Source organism: Arthrobacter sp. NyZ413, from assembly GCF_049390645.1.
Lineage (GTDB): Bacteria > Actinomycetota > Actinomycetes > Actinomycetales > Micrococcaceae > Arthrobacter.
In genome coordinates, this window is the sequence record NZ_CP155434.1 from 3,513,350 (window position 1) to 3,537,152 (window position 23,803).

The following is a 23,803-nucleotide window of genomic DNA, read 5'->3' on the forward strand; positions in this document are numbered from 1 at the left end:
AAGTAGCACTCGAGTATGAAATGGCCCGAATGAAGCGATATGCAAGTAGTGATTAGAGTGGTGTCCGTTACACGTAGCCGTCTACGATCGCGGCCGCGATTTCCTTGTAGGCGCGGCGCGTCTCGGGGCGCAAAACGTCCAACGTGACGAGGTCGCCGTCGGCTACTCCCCTGTCGTGCGGCACGGCAATCAACTGGCGGCAGATCCCCGCGAGATGTTCCTCGATCGCGTTCTTGTCCACGCGGGAGGACACCTCGTCCTTGTCCGTGATGACCACGATCGCGTTGCGGGCAAGGTCCTCGTAGCCATGGCTCGCGAGCCATTGGAGGGTGCTGCGGGCGCGCTTCGCGCCACTCACGGCGTAACCGGCGGCGATGATGAGGTTGTCCGCGGATTGCAGGATGCCCTTCATGGCATTGTGCGTGACACCGGTGCCGCAGTCCGTCAGCGCTACGGAATAGTAGGCCGAAATCAACTGGCGGATGCGCAAGTATTCCTCGGCCGTCAACGAGTCTGAGACTTCCGGATCCTGCTCGCCGGCAATGAGGTGCAGCCTGCCTGCATGGTGCATGTACCGGGCAAGCGCCGTGAGCGAATCGACGTTCTCCACGTTCTTGAGCAGGTCCGTGATGGTGCGCGGGGTGGCCTTCTGGTAAATCCCTTCGCCCAGGGCGCGCTCCACGAGGTCTCCGGAATCCGGGTTGGCGTCGATGGCGCAAGGAGGGTCGCCACGGAATTCCGCGAGCGTGAGGCCAACGCCCACTGTGGTGGACGTCTTCCCGATTCCGCCCTTCAAGCTCAGGACGGCGGTGTTGTAGCTGCCTTGGAGTTGCCGGGAAATACGGCGTGCCAACTCGTCTTCTTCGCGTTGCTTCGCGCTGGGCCCGAGGTTCCAAGCGCCGCCCGTGAGTTTGTACAACATTCCACGGAAGCCCCCGACGGGACGCGGCTTTTGTTCCTTCACGAAGGAACCGGGAGAGGTAATGAAGTCGGAGATCGGAGCGTTCGCCGCTGCGGCTCGCCCTGCCTGCGCGGGAGTCGGACCGGCATCCGCGGCATTGGCTGCCGCATCCGCGGCATTGGCCGCGGCATCCGCGGCATTGGCGGCCGCATCCGCGGCATTGGCTGCGGCATCTGCGGCGGCCGCTGCTTCAGCCCAACTTCGGCTCTGGAGCGGTGCCGCTGCGGGCGCGGGCGTCTGGGAATCGGGCGTAATGATGGGCATAGCTCCTGTCCAGGCGTCGTCACCGTCTGCACGCCGACGATCGCGGCGCCGCAAAAGCTCAGGCTGTCCTTCGCTCGGTGCAGTGGCGCGGGTTTCTTTGTCCGCGGAATCCGGCATTTGTCCTGTCCCCTAAGATTCGCGGCGTTGTGCGCCGCAGCTCTCGTTTCGTTTGCTCCAACCAGCAAGTCTAGGCCCAGCTAGCGGCAAAACCTGACGTACCGGCCGCGCCGCGACGCACTGATCGCGACACATTCTGCTGGATCACCGAGGAACAGCCCTCAGCAGGAGCCCGGAATCCCGCGGATGTGCTGCACCGTTGGCCAAGGTGCTCCAGCAGAAGCCAAGGCGATCCAGCAGAACTGTACACGGCGCCCCTCTTAGAGCGCCCCGGCACGCTTGCGGCGATCCCCTTTGCCGCGCAGGTCGCGGTTCAAGCGGCGGTCGCCGTGGTAGAGCAAGGACTCCCAATCGGTTTGCTCCGGGGTTTTCGGAATGATGGCCGGAGCCTCCGGTTTCGGCTTCTTCGGGGCCACGTACAGCCAGTTCAGGACGCCGAGGTACATGTCCACTCCTGAATTCGCCAAGCCGATATAGGAGCGGATCGCTCCGGCAGCCATCACGGCGTTGAAGGCGGCGAAGGCGAAATTGCCCCAGTTCCCGAGTTCCCAGTTCCGCCACACCGTCAGCAAGGAGAACGCCACAATCAGGTACGGCGCCAGGACATAGAGAGCCGGTGCCGCTGTGCGGTCCTTGACTTTCGGGGTACGGACGAACGGGATCTTGTCCCCGGTAAGGGCTTGCTGGAGGGACTTCAGGACACCGGCGAGGTTGACGGGCAGGAGCACCAGGTTGAAGCCGTAAATCCGGAAGATGTCGCTGAACCGGTGGCCGCAATCCCGAAGATCGCTGCCCATCGCGAGGAAGTAGGGCAGCGCCGCGAGGAACACCAAAGGACTGAGGAGCCGGCTGTCGTAGGGGTAGGCGAGCAGGAACAGCAACCCGAAGCTCGCCCACGTGATGGATGCCATGTAATTGACCCGAAGCAGGATTTCACGCAAGGGCAAAGGACGTTCCGTGCCGCGCCGCTTGCGGACCTGCTCCACGAGCTTGGGCAGGATCAACAAGCCACCGTTGGCCCAACGCCGCCGCTGCACCACGAGCGAGCCGAAGTCCGGCGGCGTGGCGCTGTAACTGAGCCGTTCGGGGTAGTTGACCAAGGTCCATCCATGCTTGCCGAGGTCCACGCTGGACTCGGTGTCCTCGATGACGGTGCGGTCCTGGATGTAGGTCCTCACCTCGAAGCCGCCCACGGTGGAGATCTCGACGATGTCTTCCAGCGCCCGTTTGCGGATCACGGCGTTCGCCCCCACCCAGAACGTTGCGCCGTAACTCGTCATGCCTTGGTGCTGGATGTGCTGGATGTCGGTTGTGGCCCCGGCGATGCGCTCGATGCGGGTGGGGGCGCCGCGGAAGGACGAATACGGGGTCTGCGTGACAGCCACGTTTTCGTTCCCCGGCGATTCGAGGAGGTGGACCAGGCGGAGGCAATAGTCGCGGAGGAGGAGCGAGTCCGCGTCCAACGTCAAGACGTACTTCGTGTCCGGGACGTCCAGGACGTCGACGTCGGTAACAGCCCGGGCCGAATCAGCGGTGGCCACCGCATCGCCGGCGGCCGCAGCTTCGGCGAGGACCACCGCTTCGGCGAGGGCCGCCGTCGGACGCAGCACTGTTCCGTCCGCTGTTTCTTCCCGAAGCCACCGTCCGCCCATGAGCGAGAGGTAGGCATTGAGGTTCATGGCCTTGTTGGCCTCGTGGGAAAGGCTGGCGAAGCGCTTGCGTTCGAACGTGGTGACTTTGACATTGAAGATCCATGTGAGGCGCGCGTACAGCTCTGAAATTCTTTGCCCGCCGGGCGAGGTCCGTTGCGCTTTGGCGGCGGTCAGGGCCAGGATCACCAAACGCAATTCCCGGGCCAGGCCCATGAGGACGAGGTCGACGAAGAACTCATCAACGTGGTCTTCGACGCTTTCGGTCTCGGCCATTCCTTCAAGCCACGCAGCCGCGTACTCGTATTCGTCGATGAGCCGCTGGACCTCGGTGTCCGGCGCCAACTCCTTGCCCTTCAGCAAGCGCGCCCGATACGCGGAATATGCATCGTTGACGCGCATAGCCGGTTCGCGAAGCGTTTCTTCGATCTGTCCGGCGAGCGCCCGGGTTGCCTCGAGCCTGCGGAGGACGTCGGGGTCCTTGGGGAAGGGCGGATCGTCGACGAGCAGTACAACCCGGAGGTCCGGGAATTCCTGCAGGGCCGCGGACCACATGGTGCCCCGGACCACTTCCGGTTCCTCGGCGTACGAAGGAATCAGCACGGTGACGCCGTCGGAGTAGTCGAAGAAGTGGCGGTCGAGTTCGCCGCGGGGGACGCGCCGGTGGTTGCGGAAGCGCGTCAAGGCACCTTGCCGGGCCGTCAGGTACATGAGGGCGGAAAACGTCAGGAACGTCACGACCACGAGATACGAGAGGGTTTCGACGCCGAAGCGGAACCCCGCGCCGGGGTTGTCCACCAATTGCTTGAGCACGGTGGTGACCACATAGCCGAGCCACGCGAGCATGGTGGTTAGGATTCCGATGCGGCCGAGGACGATCTTCCGCCGCGACGGTGTGGGGTGCACGATCGAGAGCGGCTCCGAGCGTTTTTCGGCCCCCCATTGCCGTTTTCGGCTCTTGGAGGACGGCAGTTCCATGGGCCCCTGGGCGTCAGGGCGAAGCAACGCAATCTGTTCCGGCAATGTGTCCCCATCCGAGGTCCGTGTGCCCCCAGCGGGCACGCGGCACAGTGCAGCGTAATGTAACGGACTGCACCCCAGTGCGCCCCTATGATAGGCGAAGAACGCGGGGTTCCCATAGGACTCAAGGAAATGCTACGCACACCGGGGCAAATCCACGGGGATGAGATCTTTTCCAGGCATCCGCGAAGGTCTTTTTCTTGGAAACCCTGGGGGTCTTCTGTGTCCAAACGCTTTCCCGGCCGCCGTTTGTCGCTGCCACGATTGGGTGTCCTGTGTGCGATCGTGATCGCGCTCGTCGCGGCGGGATACTTCGGAGTCCGCAACGTTCAGGACGTGAGCGTCGCTGCCACCATGCCGTCGGCGTTTTCCGGCTATGTGGACGTCACTGCCACCCCGCGTTTCGCGTTCGAAGACCCTGCTGTGCCCAGTGCGAAGGCCGTGGTTCTCTCCTTCGTCGTCGCCGATCCGAAGCAGGGTTGCGCTCCCTCTTGGGGTGCCGCCTACAGCCCTGAGCAGGCCGCGAGCGACCTCGACCTGGACCGCCGGATCGCGCGCTTGCGCCAGCTCGGCGGGACGGCGGCCGTGTCCTTCGGCGGCCTGGTCAACAGCGAACTCGCCGTTTCCTGCACGGACCCGAACGCCCTGACTGCCGCCTACCGGCAGATCGTTGACCGCTACAGCCTCACCACGATCGATCTCGACGTCGAAGGACCCGCCTTGGCCGACACCGCGGCCGCGGACCGGAGGGCGCATGCCATTGCCGCCCTCCAAAAGGAACACAAGGCGAACGGAAAACCGCTCTCTGTGTGGCTGACGCTTCCGGCCGACCCGAGCGGCCTCACCGCGGATGGCCGGAACATGGTGGCGCGCACCTTGGCCGGAGGGGTGGACCTTGAAGGCGTGAACGTCATGGCCATGGACTTCGGAGGCAGCAAGGCGGCCTCGGAGAGCATGGGCCAGGCAGCGAGCGCGGCCGCCGAGGCCGCTCACGATCAGCTCGCCAACCTGTATCACGACGCCGGAACGGACCTTGGGAGCGAAACCCTCTGGCGGAAGCTGGGCGTCACGGTGATGATCGGCCAGAACGACACCCCCGGCGAGGTCTTCACCTTGGCGGACGCCGCCACGATGAACGGCTTCGTCACGTCCAAGAACCTCGGCAGGGTGTCCATGTGGTCCATGAACCGCGACCGGACCTGCAGCCCCAACTACCCGGACTTGAGCAAGGTGTCCGACGGCTGCAGCGGAATCGACCAGGGCTCCCAGCTGTTCTCGGCAACGCTGGCAAACGATGTGGGACTTCCCACGCAGGCCGCGGCTCCGTCGCCAACAACCAGCAGCGCGACGGCCGCGGCAGATGATCCGTCCACCAGCCCGTACCCGGTGTGGAACGCGAATGCGGCGTACGTGGCCGCGGACAGGATCGTGTGGCACGGGAGCGTGTATGAAGCCAAATGGTGGACGCGCGGGGATGTCCCGGACAACCCCGTCCTCCAAGGCGGTGCCACCCCGTGGAAGCTCGTGGGTCCGGTGCTGCCCGGGGATAAGCCCAGCCCCAAAGCAACCGTGGCTCCGGGGACGTTCCCCCAGTGGGTGGCCGAGAAGAGCTACCATCAGGGTGACCGCATCATGTTCGACGGCTTCGCGTTCGAGGCCAAGTGGTGGACCCAGGGCGACAGCCCGGAAGCAGCTATCGAAGGTGCGGCCGACTCGCCCTGGGCAAAGCTGAACGCGTCCCAGCTCCAGGCTGCGAGGCCGACGGCGGCACTCCCCTGAGTGCCTCGGGCGAGGCAGGTTTTCCCTAGCTTTCGCACAAGAAATGCGCAGCTTGGCGAGCATTCCCACAGGATGTGCCAAGGACTAACCGTTGGGGTATTTGGCGTTGCTACCTTGCTAGTGGGCTGGTACTGGGCCAGCCCGCCCTCCCCAACTCGCTCAGGAGTTTCACATGCTCTCTCTGTTCACAAACCAGGTCTCTCGTGTCCGTCGTGACGAAGCAGGCGCCACCGCCGTCGAATACGGCATCATGGTCGCGCTGATCGCCGTCGTCATCATTGTCGCCGTCACGCTTTTGGGCGGGACCGTCAAGGACACGTTCACCAAGATCTCGTGTTCCATGACCACTGGAAAGACCTACACCGCGGGAACCTCCGCCGGCGGGGCCACCTGTAACTAAGGATGTTCGCTTCCTCGGCGACCGTTCATACCAGACCAACAAGGAGCCTCAATGCTTTCCGTTTTCCTGAAGTCCGTATCCCGCGTTCGGAATGACGAAACCGGCGCCACCGCCGTCGAATACGGCATCATGGTTGCGCTTATCGCTGTCGTCATCATCGTGGCTGTGACGCTGCTCGGCGGCACAGTCAAGGACACGTTCACACAGATCTCGTGTTCCCTGACCACTGGCAAGACCTACACGGCAGGGACGTCTGCCGGTGGTGCTACTTGCGCCTAAGAGCCGTCGGCGCAGTGCTTTGAAAGCAACGTGAGGCACACCAAGCAATTTTGTAGTGGCGGCGGCGTTCAGACGCCGCCACTCGGCTTGCATCGGACTACCCGTTCCTCGGAAAGGCAATAACTATGGCCAAGGCATCAGAGCGCGGTGCCGCGGCAGTCGAATTCGCTTTGGTGGCACCCATCCTGGTGCTGCTGGTCCTCGGAATCATCGAATTCGGCCGGGCCTACAACGCCCAGGTATCGCTCACCAACGCAGCGCGGGAAGGTGTGCGCGTCATGGCAATCTCAAATGACCAGACGGCCGCCAAAACCGCTGCGAAGAATGCGGCAGTTACGCTGAACCCCAAGCTGGCCGATACCAATTTCACTTTTAGTCCGGCCAGCTGCACATCGGGGGCGCAGATGTCCGTGACTATCAACTACACCCTCAGCACGCTCACCGGAATCGCCGGTCCATTCGCCATGCAGGGCGTCGGAGTGATGGTATGCAGCGGCTGAGGCTCCACGTCGCCATCAAGGGCGACGACGGCGAGCGCGGCGCGGTCGCCGTGCTTGTTGCCCTCCTCCTGGTGGTGCTCCTCGGCTTCGCGGCTCTTGCCGTCGACGTCGGGATGCTCTATTCGGAGAAAGCGCAGGTCCAGAATGGAGCAGACGCCGCGGCTCTGGGCGTGGCGCAGAAATGCGCCGCGAACACGAGCGATCCGAATTGCTCTTCCACATCGCCGCTCGCTGCCAGCCTTGCCAACAAGAACGCCATCGACGGCCTGAACAACGTCAAGTCACTCAGCGTCGACCTCACCAACCGGAAAGTCACGGTGACTGCAGGAGCGCAGCAGTCCGGCGGAACGCCAAACTCCGTATCGCTCTTCTTCGCCCGTGTGCTGGGGTTCAATACTTCCGACGTCGTAGCTACTTCGAGCGTCCAGTGGGGCAGCGCCCTCGCGGGCCGGACGGCGTTTCCGCTCGCGTATTCCATCTGCCAAGTGAAGGGGTACATCGGCGGGGCCCTCCAGCTTCTCCAGGACCACGGAACGGGAGCCAACCCCAGCTGCAACTATGGCCCTTCGGGCGCCACGGTTGCGGGCGGCTACGGCTGGATCGTCCAGGATGCGGGCGCTTGCGGCGGAACCATCAACCTCGCAACCAGCGAAGGCGGGAGCGCGCCGGGAAACAGCACGCCAAACAACTGCTCGGCCACGCTCCAAAAGTGGGCCGACACCATTACGGCTGGGCGCGACGTGATTGTCCTGCTCCCTGTTTTCGACTCGGTCACCGGAACAGGCAGCGGAGCGGTCTACCACCTCGTGTCCTTCGCCGCCTTCAAGGTGGCCGGCTGGAAGTTTAGTGGCAACAACACTGTCCCGGACGCCTTCCGCAACACGAATTCGGATGTCGGGAACGCGCTGGCCTGCACCGGAAACTGCCGTGGGATCATCGGGAGTTTCGTGAAGTACGTGTCCTTGGCGGACGGCTATTCGCTGGGCCCGGTGGACGCATACGGAGCCACGATTGTCCGCCTCATCAGCTAGTTTCAAACCCCTCTCAGAGCACAGGAGCAGTCAGTGAAGTCCCGCTTGTTGGCAGGCTCGGCAGCAGCACTGTTGGCCGTCATCGGAGTGATTCTCGTCTTTTCCTACGCCCAGGGCGCAGACCAACGGGCGGTCCAGAACCTCTCCCCTGTTGACGTCCTCGTGGTGAAGACTGCGATTCCCGCGGGAACTCCCGTCGGCGCCATGCAGGCGTCCCTGGCCACGGAACAACTCCCGCAATCGGCTGTCCCGGCGACAGCGCTCCATAACCTGAACGATTCCGCGGGCAAAGTCGCCGCCGTCGACCTCGTCCCCGGGGAGACGCTGGTGTCCGAGCGGTTGGTGGCCCCGGACGCCCTCCAAGCCCCGGGCGACGTCAAGGTGCCCGCGGGGCTCCAGGAGGTCTCCTTTCAGCTGGAGCCCCAGAGGGTTGTGGGCGGACGGATTGTCCCCGGCGACCACGTTGGAATTTTCATCTCAATGTCCAGCGGAGGCATAGACGCGAAGTCGGACAAATCCACTACGCAATTGACCATCCCCAAAGTCCTGGTGACGTCCGTCCAGCGCGCTCCCCAAGCCGGGGCGAGCCAGCAACCGACGCCGGCCCCGAGTTCCGGTGCCGCCAACCCGGGCGATACCAGCCTTCCGACCGGCTCACTCCTGTTGACGGTCGCAGTGAGCGACGTCGACGCGGCCAAGATCGTGTTCGCGGCCGAGTTCGAGAAAATCTGGCTCAGCAAGGAGCCTTTGGACGCCAAGGACAGTGGACCCACCATCATCCAGCCGGGAAGTGTGTATCGATGAGCCGCTTTGTCCTGATTACTCCGGACACGGAGTTCGACCAGCGCTTGCGCCAAGCCGTTGCCGGTGGCCTTCCTGGCAGCGTCCAGACGTTCTTCACAAGCGCCCTGCCCACGGACCCTGCCGAGCTGTTCGGCGCGCTGAGCCAGGAACAACTTGAAGTCCTGATTCTCGGTCCGGAAGTCCCTGTGGAGGACGCCCTGCGACTGGCGACAGTCCTCGCCGTGCAATTGCCTGAACTGAGCGTGGTCCTCGTCAGCGATCCGGACCCGGCGTTTGTCCTCCAAGCCATGCGGTCCGGAATCCGGGACATGATTAGCCCATCGGCGGACCTGGCCCAGATCAGGATCACCCTTGAGCGTGCGTGCCAATCCTTCGCCAGCCGCCAGCGCGCCACGGAGCCACAACAGCCCGGAGCGCCAAGGGGTTTGGTGATCGGGGTCTTCTCCCCCAAAGGCGGAGTAGGCAAGACCACCATCGCCACGAACATCGCGGTGGGGCTCGGCAAGATCGCGCCGATGAGCGTGGTGATCGTGGACCTCGACCTGCAGTTCGGCGATGTTGCTTCCGGGCTCTACCTCAATCCGGAGCACACTGTGACTGACGCCGTCACTCCGTCCGCCGCCCAGGATTCGCTGGTCCTCAAAGCCTTCCTCACCGTGCACCCGGCGAGCATCTATGCCTTGTGTGCTCCCAAGAACCCGGTGGAAGCAGACGAAATCTCGCCGGGCCAGGTGGGCCGGCTCCTCGAACAGCTCGCCGAACAGTTCCAATACGTAGTTGTGGACACCGCCCCGGGATTGCCGGAGATCGGCCTCGCCGCGCTGGAACAATGCACCGACGCGGTCTGGGTAACGGCGATGGACGTTCCGAGCATTCGTGGCCTCCGTTCCGGCTTGGACATCCTCCGTCGGTTGAACCTGCTTCCGGAAACGCGTCATGTGGTCCTCAACATGGCCGACTCCAAGTCCGGGCTTTCGGTCCAGGACGTTGAGTCGACCGTCGGCGCGCCAGTCGACATCAGCATCCCGCGATCGAAAGCCGTGGCGTTCTCCACCAATCGCGGAATTCCTGTGCTCCAGGAGGCCGCCAAGGATCCTGCCGTCAAGGGTTTCAAGCAGCTCGTTGAACGCTTCAACCCGGCGTGGCGCGCCACGGCGCAACGCAAACTCCACAGAAGGGTGGTGGTCTAGTGAAACTGTCCGAGCGCCTGCAAGCTGTGGAAGACCCGGAGGCGGCTGCCCCGCGCCCCCGTACAGAACTGCCTCCCGTAAAAGCCAACCCGATGCCGAAACCCCAAGCATCTCTCAAGCTCAGCGAAACGTTGGATCCGCCCAAGCCGAGGGCCCAACAACCGGTGGACGTTTTCGCCGCCCTGAAGCAGCGTGCCGCAACGGCCTTGTTCGAGCGGCTCGGTACCAGGTTCAACGACTCCACCGTGAGCGAGCAGGAACTGCGTGCCACGGCCCGGGAAGAACTCATCAGAATTGTCGACGCGGAGCAGGTTCCCCTCTCCCCCGACGAGCGCAGCCGCCTGGTGGCTGACGTTGCTGATGACGTCCTCGGATATGGCCCGCTACAGCGTTTGCTGGACGATCCCGAAGTCACCGAGATCATGGTCAACAGGATGGACCAGATCTATGTGGAACGGCGTGGCAAGCTGACCCTCACCGATTCCGGATTCAGCTCGGAAGAACATCTCCGCAGGGTTATCGAGAGGATCGTTTCCAGGGTGGGCCGCCGGATCGACGAGTCGTCGCCCCTCGTCGACGCCCGGCTCGAAGACGGGTCCCGCGTCAACGCCGTGATCCCGCCACTCGCCGTCGGGGGTTCCTCGCTGACCATCCGAAAATTCAGCAAAGTGCCGCTGACCGTCCGGAACCTGATCGATTTCGGAACCCTGACGCCCGAGATGGCCGAACTCCTCAATGCCTGCGTCAAGGCGAAACTGAACATCATCGTGTCCGGAGGCACGGGCACCGGAAAGACCACGCTTTTGAACGTCCTGTCTGCCTTCATCCCGGAGGACAACCGCATCGTCACCATCGAGGACGCAGTGGAACTCCAGATCCAACAGCAACACGTGGTCCGCCTCGAAAGCCGGCCCCCCAATACTGAGGGCAAAGGCGAAGTGACCATCCGCGACTTGCTCCGCAACTCCCTCCGCATGCGCCCTGACAGGATTGTGGTGGGTGAGGTCCGCGGTGGAGAGTCGCTGGACATGTTGCAGGCCATGAATACCGGCCACGACGGTTCCCTGTCGACGGTGCACTCGAATTCTCCCCGGGACGCCGTTGCCCGCCTGGAAACGCTGGTTCTCATGGCCGGCATGGACCTGCCCCTACGCGCCATCCGCGAACAAATTGCGTCCGCTGTGAATCTCATCGTCCAAATCTCGCGCCTGCGCGACGGAACACGGCGCATCACCCATGTGACCGAAGTCCAGGGAATGGAAGGCGACATCGTCACCCTGCAGGATGCGTTCGTCTTCGATTATTCGGCCGGCGTCGACGCGCATGGGACATTCCTTGGCAGGCCGGTACCGACGGGAATCCGTCCGCGGTTCATCGACCGCTTCGAAGACCTGGGAATCCGGGTTTCGCCGGGAGTTTTCGCCGCTCCGCTGACCTCACCAAGGAGCTGAGATGCTCTTATTCGGAATGGCCTTGATGCTCCTAGCCATCCTGCTCTTCGGTGTGGCGGTCATCCTGCCCAAGCCCCAAGAGGTCCCGGTGGATCGCCGGCGGCCGCTCGAAGTGGGCTCCGGGTCGCAGCTAACCCGGTTTACCGGCTCGGCCACTGAGCAGCTTCATGGCATCCTTACTCGACGCAACGTTCAGCTATTCGGTCGGGAAGAGCTGGAAAACGCCGGGCTTCGAATGAGCCAAGCGGAGTTCTTCATCCTGGTGATCGCCGGCGCGCTCGTTGGGGCCTTGATCGGCCTCATTGTGGGCGGGCCCTGGCTGGCGGTTTTGTTCTTCCTCGCCGCGCCACTCGTCGGAAAGCTCGCCATCAGGTTCCTCGCGGGCAAAAGGCGTGCAAAGTTTGATGACCAACTTGGAGACACCCTGCAACTGCTCGCGGGCAGCCTCAGGGCCGGCCACAGTATTCTTCGGGCAATTGACGCGGCCGCTGCGGAATCAGCCGTTCCGACGTCGGAAGAGATGCGCCGGGTCATCACGGAGACAAGCCTCGGACGGGACCTTCAAGCCTCCCTCAATGACACCGCCGATCGCATGCGAAGCGAAGACTTCGTTTGGATAGCCCAAGCGATCCAAATCAACCGCGAAGTCGGCGGAAACCTGGCAGAAGTGTTGGACCAGGTCAATGAGACCATCCGTGAACGCAGCGAAATCAAGGGCCACATCAAGTCCCTTGCCGCGGAAGGGAAGTTCTCCGGGTACATCCTCATGGCCCTTCCGTTCGGCATCGTCACAATGCTCATGGTGGTCAATCCCGGCTATATGGAACCGATGTTCACGCATCCGCTCGGTTGGGGAATGATCGCGGCCTCGGTCATCCTCATGACCATCGGCGGACTGTGGATGCGCAAAATCATCAACCTGAAGTTTTGAGGTGAGGCATGAATCCCCTGCTCTTCCTGTCCTTGCTGCTGGTACCCCTCCCGCTTTCCTACCTCTTGTGGTCCTTCCTCTCCGTTGACCGCAAAGCCCAGCGCGCCGTGAAGGAACTGCTTGCACAGGGCTACGACGTCGCAGTGGTCGAGGAGCAGCGGCAAGCCGGCATTTTGGAGCGCATCGGCTACAGGCTCACCCCCGGAAGCTATGTCCAGAAACTTGACAGGCTTCTTTCCTTGGCTGGCCGCCCGCCGTCAATGCCCTTGGGTCGCGTCCTCGCGGCCAAGCCGGCGCTCGGCCTTTGCGGCGCCTTTTTTGGGTTGTTCATCACCAGCAGCAGTTCGAGCGGAATTCTCAAGCTGGTGGGAATATTCGTAGTATTGCTGGGCTATTTCATACCGGACCTGATGCTATATAGCAAAGGCAAAGAGCGGCAAAAGACCATGCAACTGGAACTCGCCAACACCATGGATCAAATGTTGATTTCCGTGGAAGCCGGGCTTGGATTCGAAGGCGCAATGGCGCGCGCAGGTGAAAACGGCAAAGGGCCATTGGCCGAGGAGCTTGTGCGGACCCTACAGGACATGCAAGTTGGCCGGAGCCGCCGCGAGTCCTATCTGTCACTCGCGGAACGGACCAATGTCCCCGAGCTTCGAAGCTTCGTGCAGGCCGTCATTCAGGCAGATACGTACGGCATCGCCATCAGCCGTGTCCTTCGGGTCCAGGCGAAGGTCATGAGGGTGAAACGCCGGCAACGCGCCGAAGAAAAGGCGATGAAGCTTCCGGTCATGGTCCTCTTTCCGCTGTTGCTCTTCATCTTCCCGGTTTTGTTCATCGCGATCCTGGGCCCAGCTGTCATCAATGCGATTTCCTCCTTCAGCGGCGGCGGATGATATGAGAATTCCCCGCGGTTTACTTGCATTCAAGCGGCTAAATTCGACTACATCAAGAAAGGCTTAAGTTTTCCTCAGGATCTGCATAAGATCGGTTTCTTTCGAAATTCGGAAAGTAGCATTGGATCATGTTCAGTTCAGGTTCCAGCGAAACTACCGGAGCGGAAGGCTCTGGCCCTACCGGTCCGTCCGTCGATTCCGTCGGGGCATCTCCCGCCGAGCTTGCTGAGCATCCCATCCTGGACCTTGCGGAATTCCAGCTTCTGGAAGACCAAGTGGATAATCCATCGATCGCCCGGAGCTTTGCCGGAGACTTCGCGAAGCTCTGGGGCATGCGTTATGAAGTCCTGGCGGCTGCCGTCGGACGTGGCGACGAAGCCGCGGCTTTGGACGCCGTCCTGAGCTTGAGGACCTCTTCCGCCATGGTGGGCGGTGTTCGGCTTGCGCGTCTGGCGGCAAAGTTGGAGGGATTCTTGCGGACCAACGATTTCCTCGCGGCCCGCGGCCTCCTCCACGAGGTGGGCGAGTGCGGCCGTCTCACCGTGGGCGAGCTCAGGTCCAGTTACGTGCTCCGGAAGCAGTTGGCGGACGACGGCGCTCCGGCCTAATCGGTCCTCGCCGGCGCCAGCCGGTACCCGACTCCGCGGACGGTCTGCAGGAACCGCGGCGATTGCGGATCCTCGTGGAGCTTGCGCCGAAGGTTGCCAATGTGGGTCTCAACGGCCCGTTCATCGGCTTCGCTGATGTAGGCGTCGTCGTCGTAGTAATCGCCACGGGCTGCCCGGACAAGATCGGCTTTCGTCCGGACTCCTCCACGGTGGCGGAGGATGTCGAACAGCAAATCGAATTCGCTCCTCGTCAACGTGAGCGTTGAACCCCGGAGCGTGACCGTCCTGGTTTTGTGGTTGACGGCCAAACCGTTGTGCTCGATCGCGGCGTCGTCGCGGGGCTGGCGGTCAGGCTCCGGTCGTCCGGTGTCCCCGGCCGGCTCCAGGCCACCCACGCGTGGCCGCCGCATCATCGCCGTCACCCGCGCACGCAATTCGCGGGGCAGGAACGGTTTCTTGACGTAGTCGTCCGCGCCGGTCAGGAATGCGGTCAAGGTGTCCAGCTCTTCGCGACGGGCCGTCAGCATCACCACGTAAGCGTCGCTGAATTGCCGGATTCGACGCAGGACTTCATTGCCGTCCATATCTGGAAGACCGACATCCAAGGTGACCACGGCGGCGTTTCGATGGCGTACGACTTCCACGCCTTCGCGGCCGGTCGAGGCGGAGTGCACCTCAAAACCAGCTTCCTTGAGAATGGCGTCCACCAAATTCCGGACGTCTTCGTCGTCTTCAATGACAACAGCTACCCCAGGCTCGCTCATTGATATCCTCAAGTCGGTGCACCGCCGCACAGCCCAGCGCAATGCGGAAGTATCACCCGATTCCCTACGATACAAGCATTGCCGTCACATAGCACCTAATATGTGGAACAGTAATTGGACCGCGACGCTTCAGCGAAAGGTACAACCTTGGGTGAGCAGCCTTTGTTACGCGTGGCAAACCGTTTCTTCAGGCGGCTCACACCCCGCGTTCGGCTGGCATTTTGCGAATTACCGCTGACGCTCACCATAGCGGCCTTGGTGGTCGCGGCACCGGCACATTGGCCAACCCTGATCCAAAACTGGATGTTTGTGACAGGCGCCATCTTCCATGGGATCCTTTTCCTCGCCTGCCTGGTGATTCCGTGGGAGCGCTTGTCCCCCAGCGCGAGCCTTGCAATTCCGCTCTTGGACCTGGTGGCAATCTTCTTCACGCGCAATGGCGCAATCCAGGCCATACCGTCGCTTATCCTGGTTTCGCTGTTCCCGGTGATCTGGTTGTCGGCTTCCGGTTTGATGCCTAATTGGAGCCTTATTCTCAGTTTTGCGGCGCCATTCATCATTGCCCTTCCACCATTGATTTCGCACCTGCCAAATCCCGGGTCCACGTACATTTCCGCCGCGGTAATTGTGCCCCTCATGATGTTTGCGGTGGCGGCGTCGATTCGCTTGGCCGGTTCGTTCGCAGTCCTCCAGCAACGGCGGGTAAAGCAGCGGGACCAGGCCTTGCGGCATTTGCTTACGGCGAGCAGGCGGAGCGAGACGCTGCTCAAGACAATTCTGGACACGATCGACGTCGGAATTGTCGCCGTCGATGCCAACGGCGAAACGCTCCTGACCAATAACCAGCAAAAGGATTTCCTTCGCCTGCTGACCCCCGGCGAAGACCCGGGTGATGCCGAAAGCTTGATGTTCGGCCAGGACCGGCTCACTCCCCTGCCCCGCGAGAAGAGCCCTGTGCAGCGGGCGGTCCGGGGGGAGACTTTTTCGGACTACCTCGTGTGGTTCGGCTCCGGATCGGAACAGCGGGCCATCTCCACCGCGGCACGGAGCATGAAGAACGACGGCGACGACGACTTCGGCGGGGCCGTGATCGTTTTCCGGGACGTGACTGAGGTGGTGGAAGCCCTTGCGGCCAAAGACGAACTGGTGGCCAACGTTTCGCACGAATTCGGCTCCCCGCTGACGTCCATCATGGGCAACCTCGATTTGGTGCTCCATGGCTCGGCGGAACTGCACCCTCGTGCCCGGACCGGTTTGGAGGTCGCCGAGCGCAATGCGGAGCGGCTCCGGGCCTTGATGGACGATCTCCTCTCCTCTGCCGCGGCGGTGGAGGGCATCCGCCTCCGGCCCACGGACCTGGCGGGTTTGGTGGAGAACAGCCTGGTCTCCGCCCAGGCCCAGGCGGACGCCGCCAACGTGGGCCTCGTCGCCGAGGTGCCCGCTCCCCTGTGGGCCGACGCCGATCCCCTGCGGCTCGGCCAGGCATTGGACAACCTGGTGTCCAACGCCATCAAGTATTCGCCGGACGGCGGCCTTGTGAGCGTGCGTGCCACACGCGACCGCGACTGGGTCCGGCTCGAGGTCGAGGACACCGGCATGGGCATGACCCAGGACGAGACCACCCGGATTTTCACGCGGTACTTCCGCACCAGCAGCGCCCGCGAGGCCTCGATTCCCGGAATCGGCTTGGGATTGTCCATCACCAAATCCATCGTGGAGCGCCACGGCGGCAGCATCACCTGTGAGAGCGAGCCGGGCCGGGGAAGCACGTTCACAGTGGCGTTGCCGGCAACTGCCGGATCTTCGTCCGAGTAGTCACTCGTGGCCGGGCCGAGTATTACTCAGGACGGCAAGTGTACCTAGGCAAGATAATGGAGTACCCGCTACTCGTGACGGGTACATGCCGTGAAAGCTTGAATGAATCCCAGTTGGTCTCAACCGCAATACTTGATCTCTGGGGGTCATTCACATGTACGCATTCTGTAATCCTGCCCTGCCGTCCGCGGGTGCTGCCAGGGCGGAGTCGGCCCGATGAGCACCGGAATGGAATCGGCAGCCAACTTCGCCGGCTCGTTGGGCGGACTTGTCCTCATGTCGATAGGCCAGACGCTCGTAGTGGTGTGCCTGTGCTGCGATATGGTCCGTGCGCTGTCCGTGCCAAGGTCCCATCGCCGCTACGTTGCCAGCACCATCTTCAGGACCTTGGCGATACCGTCGATCCTCGTCATGGGAGTCAGCGTCCTCGAGGATGCCATCTTCCTGTCTTGGACGGACCTGGTGATGGGCGTCTTCGTGATGGTGGCGATCATCTTCCGCTGGCACCATGACAAGGACGAGGACAACTGGTGGAAGGGCAAGGGCAAGAAGCTCGCCCGCTGGGCCCGCAAGCAGTTTGCCGCACCGCCGGTTTTGGCACCGTCCGCAGCCTAGGCGGCATGGCGTAAGGCTCGGGCGAAGCCGCCCGAGCCATCCTCCGCACCTTAGTGGTGGGCGGCGGTCTCCTGGAGCCGCTTGATGAACCAACGTGACTGTTCCGGTCCGTAGGGAAGCACCGGAATCGCTTTGGTAGCGTCCGACGGCGTGTCCCGGATCGACTGCCTGGCCTGCCGTACCGCTGTGGTCATCGTGTCCGCCATCGTCTTCACGAACTGGTCGCTGCAGGGCTTTCCGTGGCCCGGGATCAGGTATTCGTAGCGGTGCCGCAGTGCCGAGATGTGGCGGAGTGCATCGGCCCATTCCTCGGGGTATGAATCTTCGAAGGAGGGGTGGGCGCCTTGTTCCACGAGGTCGCCCGCGAAGAGCGTGGAGGGCGTTCCCACCAGGAGGTCCCCGTCGGTGTGGCCACGGCCCAGGTAGAACAAGGTGGCGGTCAGGCCGCCGAGGTCAACCAGGACGGGCTGGTCCTTGACGATGGCGTTCGGGATCACGATCTCCACGGCTTCGCCCTTGCCTGCTGCCATCTCGGGCTCAGTGGCGGCCACAAAGCGCCGCTGGTGGTCGCCGTCGTCGTCGATCGTCGCGGCGGTGTTGACGTGCCCCCAAAACTCGGTGACGCCGTCGTCGGCAAAAACCGCGTTGCCGAAGTAGTGGTCGTAATGCGCGTGCGTGTTGACGACGACGAGGGGCAACTGGGTCTTTTCGCGCACCGCGGCGAGGATCTGCTTGCCTTGGCGGGGTCCGCAACCGGTGTCGATCACCATGGCTCGTTCAGTTCCTACAACGAGGCCGGTGTTGAGGAGGCATCCTTCGGTCTCCAAAACGTAGTTGTCCGGGCCGACTTCGAGCCATGCTGCCATTGTTACTCCGTCTTCAATTGCGTTCCGGCGGTGTTCAGGCCTTGATTCTACCCACGCGCAGCTGGGAGGATCGTGAACCGGCCGCGCGTCCACACGTGTAAACAGAGAGCAACGATTTCCTCACAGTTCGGACTGACCGGTTTGTTTAGCTGTACCATTCCTTTTGGTAGGACCCGGGCTCAGCCGGATCTGCAGGTAAGGGAATACTATATGTCGACGCAAAAGCCGTCTTCTCTCGCAGTGGCCGAGGCGCTGGGGCGCGCCACCTCCGGGACCGTCAAGCCGTCCACCAATGAACTCCTGGGATTGCGCAGCCAAGTCCTGGAGATCATTGAGGAAGTCTTGGCGGATTCGTCAGAGACGAGCGAGGAGGTGCGCGAACAACTTCGAAAGCACCTGGAGGCCCATCCCGGCCGGCCGGAGAGTGCGCTGCTGGAACATTTGGCTTCCCTCAAGGAGCAGGAGTCCGGCATGGTCGTTCCTGAGCCGGACTCTGAAGAACCCGAACCGGGCCCCGAGCCCGAAGAACCGCGGACGGAAATTTCCGAACCCCATGGCAGCCCGCGGCTGGAGGCCGTCCTCCGCGACCGGATGCTAGTCACCGCTTTCCAGCCGGTGTTCGACCTCCGCACGCAGGCAGTGGTAGGCGCCGAGGCATTGACCCGCTTCGTCAGCGACGGCGGAGACCCCGCGGACTACTGGTTCGCGGAGGCCGAGGATTCCGGACTTCGGACAGACCTTGAATTCGCTGCGTTGGAGTCTGCGCTCTCGGCCGCGGCCGAACTGCCGCAAGAACTGTTCGTCGCGCTGAAGCTCTCGCACGTGGCCTGCATCGATCCGCGGCTCCACGTGCTGTTCGACAATTCTCCCGTGGCTCCCAGCCGTGTAGTCCTCGAACTCACCGGCCGGTTCCTCCAGGACCAATCGGCCTCGCTCGACGCCGCCCTTCAGCCCTTGCGCGCGGCCGGTGTTCGATTGTCCGTTGAGAACACGGGTTCCTATTTTGCGGCCGTCAGCCACATATCCCGCCTCAAGCCGGAAATGATCAAGCTCGATCGCAACCTGGCATCGGGCTTGGACCGGGACCTGCTCCGGCAGGAACTGGTGGAAGCCGAGGTGGCGTTCGCGGCGGAAATCGGCGCAGTGCTGTCCGCGCAGCGCATCGAAACAGAGGACGAGCTCGCCACCGTTACGGGTCTGGGAATCGCGCTCGGCCAAGGTTTCCACTTGGGCCGGCCGTCGGTGCAGCCACGCGAATGGGCTGCTTGGGGCGCACCCACCGAGCACAGCACGCGCCTTTTGGCGCAGGCCAGGAGCCGGCGGACGGCACGCGCCTAGGAGTTCAGACCATGGAGGCCCGCCCGCTCACCTCGCGGGAACGCGGACGTGGCCGCGGTGGTGGTCGATCAGCCACACGGCCATTTCCTGCGCCCGCTTGGCCGCGAGGGCGTCTCCTTCGGTGGCCGAGATGATGGAGCCCTTCATGAGGATGTGCCAGGAGCGCGCGAATTCCTCGGTGCGCTCCAGCCCGGCTTCTTCGGCCAGCTCCTGGACATGTCCCCTGATCCGGGCGAGGTAGGCGATGCTGGCTTTCCCCAAAGGATGCTCACGGCCCATCTCGAGCAGGACGTTGATGAACGAGCATGCCTCGAAATCTTCCCGCCTGAACCAGTCACCGAAAACGTCGAAGATGGCCAGCAGGCGTTCCTCCGGCGTGTTTCCGCGGCTCTTGGCGTCGGAGATGATCAAGTCCACGGTCCAGATCTGGTCGCGCAAAGCCAGGAAGGCGAGCACAAGATCGTCCTTGGAGGGGAAGTGCCGGTAGAAGGTGGCCTTCGCTACCCCTGACCGCTCGATGAGCTGGTCAATTCCCACAGCACGGATTCCGCGCCGGGAAAACAGTTCGTAGGCGGCGTCGAGGATGCGATCCACCGCATCATCTCTGGTGGTCGTTTGTCCGGCTGGCAACGGTGCCGGACTGGGGATGTCCGAAGCGTCTGGCGAGCTCATGGTGACATCAATTTTACTCGTGGCGGGGGGAGACAGACCTGTCTGTCCTCTATCACTTTGGGCGCGTCGCGTCGCGCCGCCGGGCCGCGCTCCCCCGCCGTTCCGCGCCTTCGGTGGTGCGCCGCGCCGTCGGGATCCGCTCCCCTATTGCTTCTCTCCCGGCGTTCTGCTTCGCTTTCCCTACCGGGCCGCCACCGCGCTAATTCCGGTGTGGATCCTGCCCGGCTGAAGGGACATGGGACTGCTATGACTTCTCTGTGGCTAGACGGGCGAGGACCGGACGGGGGTGCCGCCGGCGCCACCAGCCCTGACGAATTCGCCCCCGGAAGCAGCTACGACACCGTGGTGGTCGGTGCCGGCATCACAGGCCTCGCGACGGCGATCATGCTGACGCGTGCCGGGCGGAAGGTCCTGGTCCTCGAAGCCCGACATATCGGCGCAGTCAACACCGGGAACACAACAGCCAAGCTCAGTCTCCTGCAGGGCACGGCCCTGTCCCACATCCGGAACCAGTACACCCCGAACGTGGTCAGCGCCTACGTCGAAGCGAACCGGGCGGGCCAAGCCTGGCTGCTCGACTACCTGGAATCCCGCGGCGTGCCGTTCCAGTACCGCGACGCCTACACCTTCGCGACCACGGCGGTAGGGGCCGAGCGGCTCCACGATGAAGCGGAGGTGGCCCGCGAGGCCGGGCTCGCCGTCGAAATTACCGCGGACACCGGGCTGCCGTTCGGCGTCGAAACCGCTTTGCGGCTCCCCCGCCAGGCACAGTTCAACCCCATGGACGTCCTGGACGCGCTGGCGGCGGATGTGCGGGCGGGCGGCGGCAGCATCGTGGAGGGCGTCCGGGTCATGAACGTCCATAATGGCGACCCGCTGTCGGTCGTTACCCGGCGGGGCGAGGTCCGCGCCGGAAACGTGGTGCTCGCCACCGGAACGCCTGTGCTGAACCGCGGCCTCTACTTTGCGAAGCTTCGCCCCAACCGCTCGTACGCCGCCGCTTTGCGGCTCCCGGACGGCGTGAGTCCGCCGCCCGGGATGTACCTGTCCGCCGAACCGCCCACGCGGTCCTTGCGCGACTATCCAGTGCCCGACGGCGGCACCCTCCTTTTGGTGGGCGGGTTCGGCCACGCGGGTGGCCGGGCACCGTCGCCGCAGTCCCACGTCGACCAGCTGCTCGGGTGGGCGCGGCAGTACTATCCCGACGCGGCGGTCACGCACACGTGGGCCGCCCAGGACTACCAGGCCGTGAACCTCGTGCCGTTCTTCGGGAAGTTCCCGAGGGGCCGGGGAAAGATCTTCTTCGGCACTGGCTACAACAAGTGGGGCATGACCAACGGGGTGGTTGCCGCCTTGGATATCGCTTCCGAGATCACCGGGAGCGGCGAACATGAGTGGGCCAAGACCATCCATCACCGGATCACGTCCCCGCGCGGAGCTGGCTCGGCAATCTCGTTCAACATCGAGACACAGCGGCAGAATTTCCAGGACAAGGCAGCCCTCAAGGACAAGCCGGCCATCACCGAGGAGACCAGCCCTGAGGAGGGCGCTGGCGTCACGGGGCTGTTCCACGGCAAGCCTGCCGCGGTCTGCACGGTGGACGGCACGGTGTGCCGGGTGTCCGCCGAATGCGCGCACCTCGGCGGGATCCTGCGCTGGAACGACGCCGAGAAGTCCTGGGATTGCCCGCTGCACGGCTCGCGGTTCTCGCCTACGGGGAAATTGCTGGAGGGACCCGCTACGCACAACCTCATGAAGCTGCAGTAGGGGGTCTTCCGCGTAGTGCGTCGCCGGTCCGCACTGGGTAGAGTTGGACGGGTGCAGCGTTGCCGCCCGCATTCCGCATCGGTTAGAGGACGGTATGACCCTTATTCGCACACCCGAGGCACAGGCCGCGCCGCAGCCCGCGGCGCCGAAGCGACGGAACCGCCTTGTTCTGAAGTGGTTGGCAATAGCCGCGTCCTTGGGATTCGTGTGGGCGGTTGCAGGCATCTTCCTCTACGTGGAACCCCAGTCCGATGAACCCCAGCGCGCGGATGTGGTGTTTGTCCTCGGTCCGCCGGACTCCCGCATGGACTACGCCGAAAAACTGATGGACGAGGGCTACGCGCCTACCCTCGCGGTGTCGAGTCCCGTGGACGAGAACGGCCGGTTCACTGCGGACATCTGCGGGCAACACACGTCCTACCGGGTGATTTGTTTCCATCCGGAGCCCTTCACCACCCAGGGCGAAGCGCGGGCCCTCAAGAGCATGTCCGAGCGCTATGGCTGGCACAGCGCCAACGTCCTCACGGCCCAGTTCCATGTGACCCGCGCCCGGGTGATCGTGGAGCGTTGCTACAAGGACGAGCTCCACATGGTTGCCGACCAGCCTCAGCTGCCTATCGTGTCGTTGACGGAACCTACGTACTCCTGGGCGTACCAATACCTGTACCAAACCGCGGCGTTCGTGAAGGTGGCAGTGCATCCCGAGTGCTGAGGGGTTTTGGCTTCAGTTGTGCACGGCTCTTTGCTTCAGTGGTGGAGGTGCGTCAGTGGTGGAGGTGTTCCTGGTCGCGGTGGGCGGCAGTCTCCAACTGGAAGGTTGAGTGTTCCACTGGGACGTCGAAGTGCTCGGCAACGCATTTCTGCAGGTCGGCGAGGATCTGCTGGGAGTGTCCGTCCGTGAGGCATTCGTCCTTTAGGGTTACGTGCCCGGTGATCACGGGCGTTCCCGTGCCGATGAGCGTGGCGTGGAGATCGTGCACGTCGACGACGTGGGGCAGCGCGAGGATGTGGTCACGGACGGCACGGAGGTCCAGGCCCTTCGGGGTGGCAGCCAGGAGGACCTCGGTGGTTTCCTTGAGCAGCCGGAGCGTCCGTGGAATGATCAGGACGCCGATGAGCAGCGAAACCAGTGCGTCGGCGCGCGTCCAACCGGTCAGGCTGATCACGATTGCCGCGATGATTACGGCTGCGGAACCCAGGGCGTCGTTCAGGACCTCGAGGAATGCTGCCCGCAAATTGAAGCTGCTGTGGCGGCCCGAGGCCAACACCATCAGGGCCACCGCATTCCCAGCCAGGCCGATGATGCCGAACAGGAGCATCGCGGACGAGCCGACCTCGGGAGGTTCGACCAAGCGGCGGATGCCTTCAACGAGGACGAATCCGCCTACCACCAGCAGGAGTCCGGCTTGAAGCGCGGCCGCGAGGACCTCGGCACGTTTGAAACCCCACGTGCGTTCAGGCGTCCGCGGGCGTAATGCCAGGGACGCCGCGATCAGGGCGATGACCAGTCCGGAAGCATCGGTGAACATGTGGCCCGCGTCCGCCAGCAGCGCGAGCGATCCGGACAGCGCAGCACCGATGATCTCGGCTATGAGGATCAACACCGTCACAGCGAGGGCAGCTATGAGACGCGACCTGTCCTGGGTTGCATCCGCGTGTGAATGGTCGTGACCGCTCATTGGGGGCACTCCGGCACCGTGCAGAGGCAGACGGGTTCTACTGCGAGGATCACGCCGAGGAGATCTTCCAGTGCATGCGCGAGTTTCGTGTCAGAGAGCTCGTAACGGACCCTCCGGCCTTCCGGCTCGGCAACCACCAAGCCGCAGTCCCGCAGGCATGCAAGGTGGTTGGAGAGGACTTGTTTGCTCACTCCAATGGCGTCCGCCAAGTCCCCCGAGTATGCAGGACCATCCTTCAGGCGCATGAGGACGGCGGCCCTCGTCGGGTCGGCCAGGGCCTTCCCGAAGCGCGCCAGCACCTCGTTCACGGTCAACGTCTTCACACCCACAACGGTACACAACTTCATGTAACGTCGCGAGCGGTTGACGGTCCGGTCCAATGCCCGCGCAACCCTGACGCCTTGTCC

23 protein-coding genes are annotated in these 23,803 nt (G+C 63.4%); 16 read left to right on the forward strand and 7 right to left on the reverse strand.

Annotated features, from left to right (window positions below):
* Nucleotides 1-67: 67 nt before the first annotated feature.
* Together ABCW42_RS16400 and ABCW42_RS16405 are read right to left on the reverse strand one after the other, a co-directional pair.
* Nucleotides 68-1,342 carry a MinD/ParA family ATP-binding protein gene (locus ABCW42_RS16400; RefSeq protein ID WP_423182184.1) on the reverse strand — a complete coding sequence of 425 codons (1,275 nt, stop codon included), beginning with the start codon at nucleotides 1,340-1,342 and terminating at the stop codon, nucleotides 68-70.
* A gap of 260 nt (nucleotides 1,343-1,602) precedes the next feature.
* Complete coding sequence (locus tag ABCW42_RS16405) at nucleotides 1,603-3,969, reverse strand: glycosyltransferase family 2 protein (RefSeq protein WP_423184925.1); 2,367 nt, start codon at nucleotides 3,967-3,969, stop codon at nucleotides 1,603-1,605.
* Nucleotides 3,970-4,233: 264 nt separating this feature from the next.
* Here ABCW42_RS16405 and ABCW42_RS16410 point away from each other — a divergent pair, with 264 nt between their 5' ends.
* From ABCW42_RS16410 to ABCW42_RS16460, 11 genes are all read left to right on the forward strand, one after another.
* Nucleotides 4,234-5,790 (forward strand): chitinase, encoded by a 1,557-nt coding sequence (locus ABCW42_RS16410; RefSeq protein ID WP_423182185.1) that lies wholly within the window; start codon nucleotides 4,234-4,236, stop codon nucleotides 5,788-5,790.
* Nucleotides 5,791-5,962: 172 nt separating this feature from the next.
* Nucleotides 5,963-6,190: a Flp family type IVb pilin gene (locus ABCW42_RS16415; RefSeq protein ID WP_423182186.1), complete on the forward strand. Its 228-nt coding sequence runs from the start codon at nucleotides 5,963-5,965 to the stop codon at nucleotides 6,188-6,190.
* Between the two features lie 51 nt (nucleotides 6,191-6,241).
* Nucleotides 6,242-6,469, forward strand: a complete 228-nt coding sequence (locus ABCW42_RS16420) for a Flp family type IVb pilin (RefSeq protein WP_423182187.1) — start codon at nucleotides 6,242-6,244, stop codon at nucleotides 6,467-6,469.
* Between the two features lie 125 nt (nucleotides 6,470-6,594).
* Complete coding sequence (locus ABCW42_RS16425) at nucleotides 6,595-6,969, forward strand: TadE family protein (RefSeq protein WP_423182188.1); 375 nt, start codon at nucleotides 6,595-6,597, stop codon at nucleotides 6,967-6,969.
* On the forward strand, nucleotides 6,957-8,000 hold the full coding sequence (locus ABCW42_RS16430; RefSeq protein ID WP_423182189.1) for a pilus assembly protein TadG-related protein: 1,044 nt from the start codon (nucleotides 6,957-6,959) through the stop codon (nucleotides 7,998-8,000). Before ABCW42_RS16425 ends, ABCW42_RS16430 begins: the two co-directional genes overlap by 13 nt.
* 33 nt (nucleotides 8,001-8,033) lie before the next feature.
* Nucleotides 8,034-8,804, forward strand: a complete 771-nt coding sequence (cpaB, locus tag ABCW42_RS16435; RefSeq protein ID WP_423182190.1) for a Flp pilus assembly protein CpaB — start codon at nucleotides 8,034-8,036, stop codon at nucleotides 8,802-8,804.
* The gene (locus ABCW42_RS16440) at nucleotides 8,801-9,994 is read left to right on the forward strand and encodes an AAA family ATPase (protein ID WP_423182191.1); all 1,194 of its coding nucleotides are present in this window, start codon (nucleotides 8,801-8,803) and stop codon (nucleotides 9,992-9,994) included. Before cpaB ends, ABCW42_RS16440 begins: the two co-directional genes overlap by 4 nt.
* Before the next feature lie 92 nt (nucleotides 9,995-10,086).
* Entirely contained in the window at nucleotides 10,087-11,445 is a 1,359-nt protein-coding gene (locus tag ABCW42_RS16445; protein ID WP_423184926.1) for a CpaF family protein, read from the forward strand.
* 1 nt (nucleotide 11,446) lies between these two features.
* Nucleotides 11,447-12,376, forward strand: coding sequence for a type II secretion system F family protein (locus ABCW42_RS16450; RefSeq protein ID WP_423182192.1), 930 nt, complete (start codon nucleotides 11,447-11,449; stop codon nucleotides 12,374-12,376).
* Between the two features lie 8 nt (nucleotides 12,377-12,384).
* A complete protein-coding gene (locus ABCW42_RS16455) occupies nucleotides 12,385-13,272 on the forward strand; it encodes a type II secretion system F family protein (RefSeq protein ID WP_423182193.1) in 888 nt (295 codons plus the stop codon).
* A gap of 128 nt (nucleotides 13,273-13,400) precedes the next feature.
* On the forward strand, nucleotides 13,401-13,880 hold the full coding sequence (locus ABCW42_RS16460) for an Hpt domain-containing protein (RefSeq protein ID WP_423182194.1): 480 nt from the start codon (nucleotides 13,401-13,403) through the stop codon (nucleotides 13,878-13,880).
* Here the strand turns inward: ABCW42_RS16460 and ABCW42_RS16465 are convergent.
* A complete protein-coding gene (locus tag ABCW42_RS16465; protein ID WP_423182195.1) occupies nucleotides 13,877-14,644 on the reverse strand; it encodes a response regulator transcription factor in 768 nt (255 codons plus the stop codon). The genes ABCW42_RS16460 and ABCW42_RS16465 overlap by 4 nt on opposite strands.
* Before the next feature lie 303 nt (nucleotides 14,645-14,947).
* On the opposite strand from ABCW42_RS16465, the gene ABCW42_RS16470 reads away from it, so the two are divergent.
* Together ABCW42_RS16470 and ABCW42_RS16475 are read left to right on the forward strand one after the other, a co-directional pair.
* Nucleotides 14,948-16,459, forward strand: coding sequence for a sensor histidine kinase (locus tag ABCW42_RS16470; RefSeq protein ID WP_423182196.1), 1,512 nt, complete (start codon nucleotides 14,948-14,950; stop codon nucleotides 16,457-16,459).
* A gap of 216 nt (nucleotides 16,460-16,675) precedes the next feature.
* Complete coding sequence (locus ABCW42_RS16475) at nucleotides 16,676-17,074, forward strand: hypothetical protein (RefSeq protein ID WP_423182197.1); 399 nt, start codon at nucleotides 16,676-16,678, stop codon at nucleotides 17,072-17,074.
* 50 nt (nucleotides 17,075-17,124) lie between these two features.
* On the opposite strand, the gene ABCW42_RS16480 is transcribed toward ABCW42_RS16475, so the two are convergent.
* The gene (locus tag ABCW42_RS16480) at nucleotides 17,125-17,940 is read right to left on the reverse strand and encodes an MBL fold metallo-hydrolase (RefSeq protein ID WP_423182198.1); all 816 of its coding nucleotides are present in this window, start codon (nucleotides 17,938-17,940) and stop codon (nucleotides 17,125-17,127) included.
* A 210-nt stretch (nucleotides 17,941-18,150) separates the two neighbouring features.
* Between ABCW42_RS16480 and ABCW42_RS16485 the strand changes: the two genes are divergently transcribed.
* On the forward strand, nucleotides 18,151-19,278 hold the full coding sequence (locus ABCW42_RS16485) for an EAL domain-containing protein (RefSeq protein ID WP_423182199.1): 1,128 nt from the start codon (nucleotides 18,151-18,153) through the stop codon (nucleotides 19,276-19,278).
* 27 nt (nucleotides 19,279-19,305) lie between these two features.
* Here ABCW42_RS16485 and ABCW42_RS16490 read toward each other — a convergent pair whose 3' ends face one another.
* Nucleotides 19,306-19,950: a TetR/AcrR family transcriptional regulator gene (locus ABCW42_RS16490; protein ID WP_423182200.1), complete on the reverse strand. Its 645-nt coding sequence runs from the start codon at nucleotides 19,948-19,950 to the stop codon at nucleotides 19,306-19,308.
* A 246-nt stretch (nucleotides 19,951-20,196) separates the two neighbouring features.
* Between ABCW42_RS16490 and ABCW42_RS16495 the strand changes: the two genes are divergently transcribed.
* Nucleotides 20,197-21,717 carry an FAD-dependent oxidoreductase gene (locus tag ABCW42_RS16495; RefSeq protein WP_423182201.1) on the forward strand — a complete coding sequence of 507 codons (1,521 nt, stop codon included), beginning with the start codon at nucleotides 20,197-20,199 and terminating at the stop codon, nucleotides 21,715-21,717.
* 94 nt (nucleotides 21,718-21,811) lie between these two features.
* Nucleotides 21,812-22,429: a YdcF family protein gene (locus ABCW42_RS16500; protein WP_423182202.1), complete on the forward strand. Its 618-nt coding sequence runs from the start codon at nucleotides 21,812-21,814 to the stop codon at nucleotides 22,427-22,429.
* 52 nt (nucleotides 22,430-22,481) lie between these two features.
* Here ABCW42_RS16500 and ABCW42_RS16505 read toward each other — a convergent pair whose 3' ends face one another.
* Both ABCW42_RS16505 and ABCW42_RS16510 read right to left on the reverse strand, forming a co-directional pair.
* Nucleotides 22,482-23,396 carry a cation diffusion facilitator family transporter gene (locus tag ABCW42_RS16505; protein ID WP_423182203.1) on the reverse strand — a complete coding sequence of 305 codons (915 nt, stop codon included), beginning with the start codon at nucleotides 23,394-23,396 and terminating at the stop codon, nucleotides 22,482-22,484.
* Nucleotides 23,393-23,719, reverse strand: coding sequence for an ArsR/SmtB family transcription factor (locus ABCW42_RS16510; protein ID WP_423182204.1), 327 nt, complete (start codon nucleotides 23,717-23,719; stop codon nucleotides 23,393-23,395). Before ABCW42_RS16510 ends, ABCW42_RS16505 begins: the two co-directional genes overlap by 4 nt.
* Between the last annotated feature and the right edge of the window lie 84 nt (nucleotides 23,720-23,803).

Bases quoted from the DNA above. Each gene is read 5' to 3' on its own strand.
- ABCW42_RS16400 (WP_423182184.1), bottom strand. From the start codon at position 1,342: ATGCCGGATTCCGCGGACAAAGAAACCCGCGCCACTGCACCGAGCGAA.
- ABCW42_RS16405 (WP_423184925.1), bottom strand. From the start codon at position 3,969: ATGGAACTGCCGTCCTCCAAGAGCCGAAAACGGCAATGGGGGGCCGAA.
- ABCW42_RS16415 (WP_423182186.1), top strand. From the start codon at position 5,963: ATGCTCTCTCTGTTCACAAACCAGGTCTCTCGTGTCCGTCGTGACGAA.
- ABCW42_RS16420 (WP_423182187.1), top strand. From the start codon at position 6,242: ATGCTTTCCGTTTTCCTGAAGTCCGTATCCCGCGTTCGGAATGACGAA.
- ABCW42_RS16425 (WP_423182188.1), top strand. From the start codon at position 6,595: ATGGCCAAGGCATCAGAGCGCGGTGCCGCGGCAGTCGAATTCGCTTTG.
- ABCW42_RS16430 (WP_423182189.1), top strand. From the start codon at position 6,957: ATGCAGCGGCTGAGGCTCCACGTCGCCATCAAGGGCGACGACGGCGAG.
- ABCW42_RS16440 (WP_423182191.1), top strand. From the start codon at position 8,801: ATGAGCCGCTTTGTCCTGATTACTCCGGACACGGAGTTCGACCAGCGC.
- ABCW42_RS16445 (WP_423184926.1), top strand. From the start codon at position 10,087: ATGCCGAAACCCCAAGCATCTCTCAAGCTCAGCGAAACGTTGGATCCG.
- ABCW42_RS16450 (WP_423182192.1), top strand. From the start codon at position 11,447: ATGCTCTTATTCGGAATGGCCTTGATGCTCCTAGCCATCCTGCTCTTC.
- ABCW42_RS16455 (WP_423182193.1), top strand. From the start codon at position 12,385: ATGAATCCCCTGCTCTTCCTGTCCTTGCTGCTGGTACCCCTCCCGCTT.
- ABCW42_RS16460 (WP_423182194.1), top strand. From the start codon at position 13,401: ATGTTCAGTTCAGGTTCCAGCGAAACTACCGGAGCGGAAGGCTCTGGC.
- ABCW42_RS16465 (WP_423182195.1), bottom strand. From the start codon at position 14,644: ATGAGCGAGCCTGGGGTAGCTGTTGTCATTGAAGACGACGAAGACGTC.
- ABCW42_RS16470 (WP_423182196.1), top strand. From the start codon at position 14,948: ATGTTTGTGACAGGCGCCATCTTCCATGGGATCCTTTTCCTCGCCTGC.
- ABCW42_RS16475 (WP_423182197.1), top strand. From the start codon at position 16,676: ATGAGCACCGGAATGGAATCGGCAGCCAACTTCGCCGGCTCGTTGGGC.
- ABCW42_RS16480 (WP_423182198.1), bottom strand. From the start codon at position 17,940: ATGGCAGCATGGCTCGAAGTCGGCCCGGACAACTACGTTTTGGAGACC.
- ABCW42_RS16485 (WP_423182199.1), top strand. From the start codon at position 18,151: ATGTCGACGCAAAAGCCGTCTTCTCTCGCAGTGGCCGAGGCGCTGGGG.
- ABCW42_RS16490 (WP_423182200.1), bottom strand. From the start codon at position 19,950: ATGAGCTCGCCAGACGCTTCGGACATCCCCAGTCCGGCACCGTTGCCA.
- ABCW42_RS16495 (WP_423182201.1), top strand. From the start codon at position 20,197: ATGACTTCTCTGTGGCTAGACGGGCGAGGACCGGACGGGGGTGCCGCC.
- ABCW42_RS16500 (WP_423182202.1), top strand. From the start codon at position 21,812: ATGACCCTTATTCGCACACCCGAGGCACAGGCCGCGCCGCAGCCCGCG.
- ABCW42_RS16505 (WP_423182203.1), bottom strand. From the start codon at position 23,396: ATGAGCGGTCACGACCATTCACACGCGGATGCAACCCAGGACAGGTCG.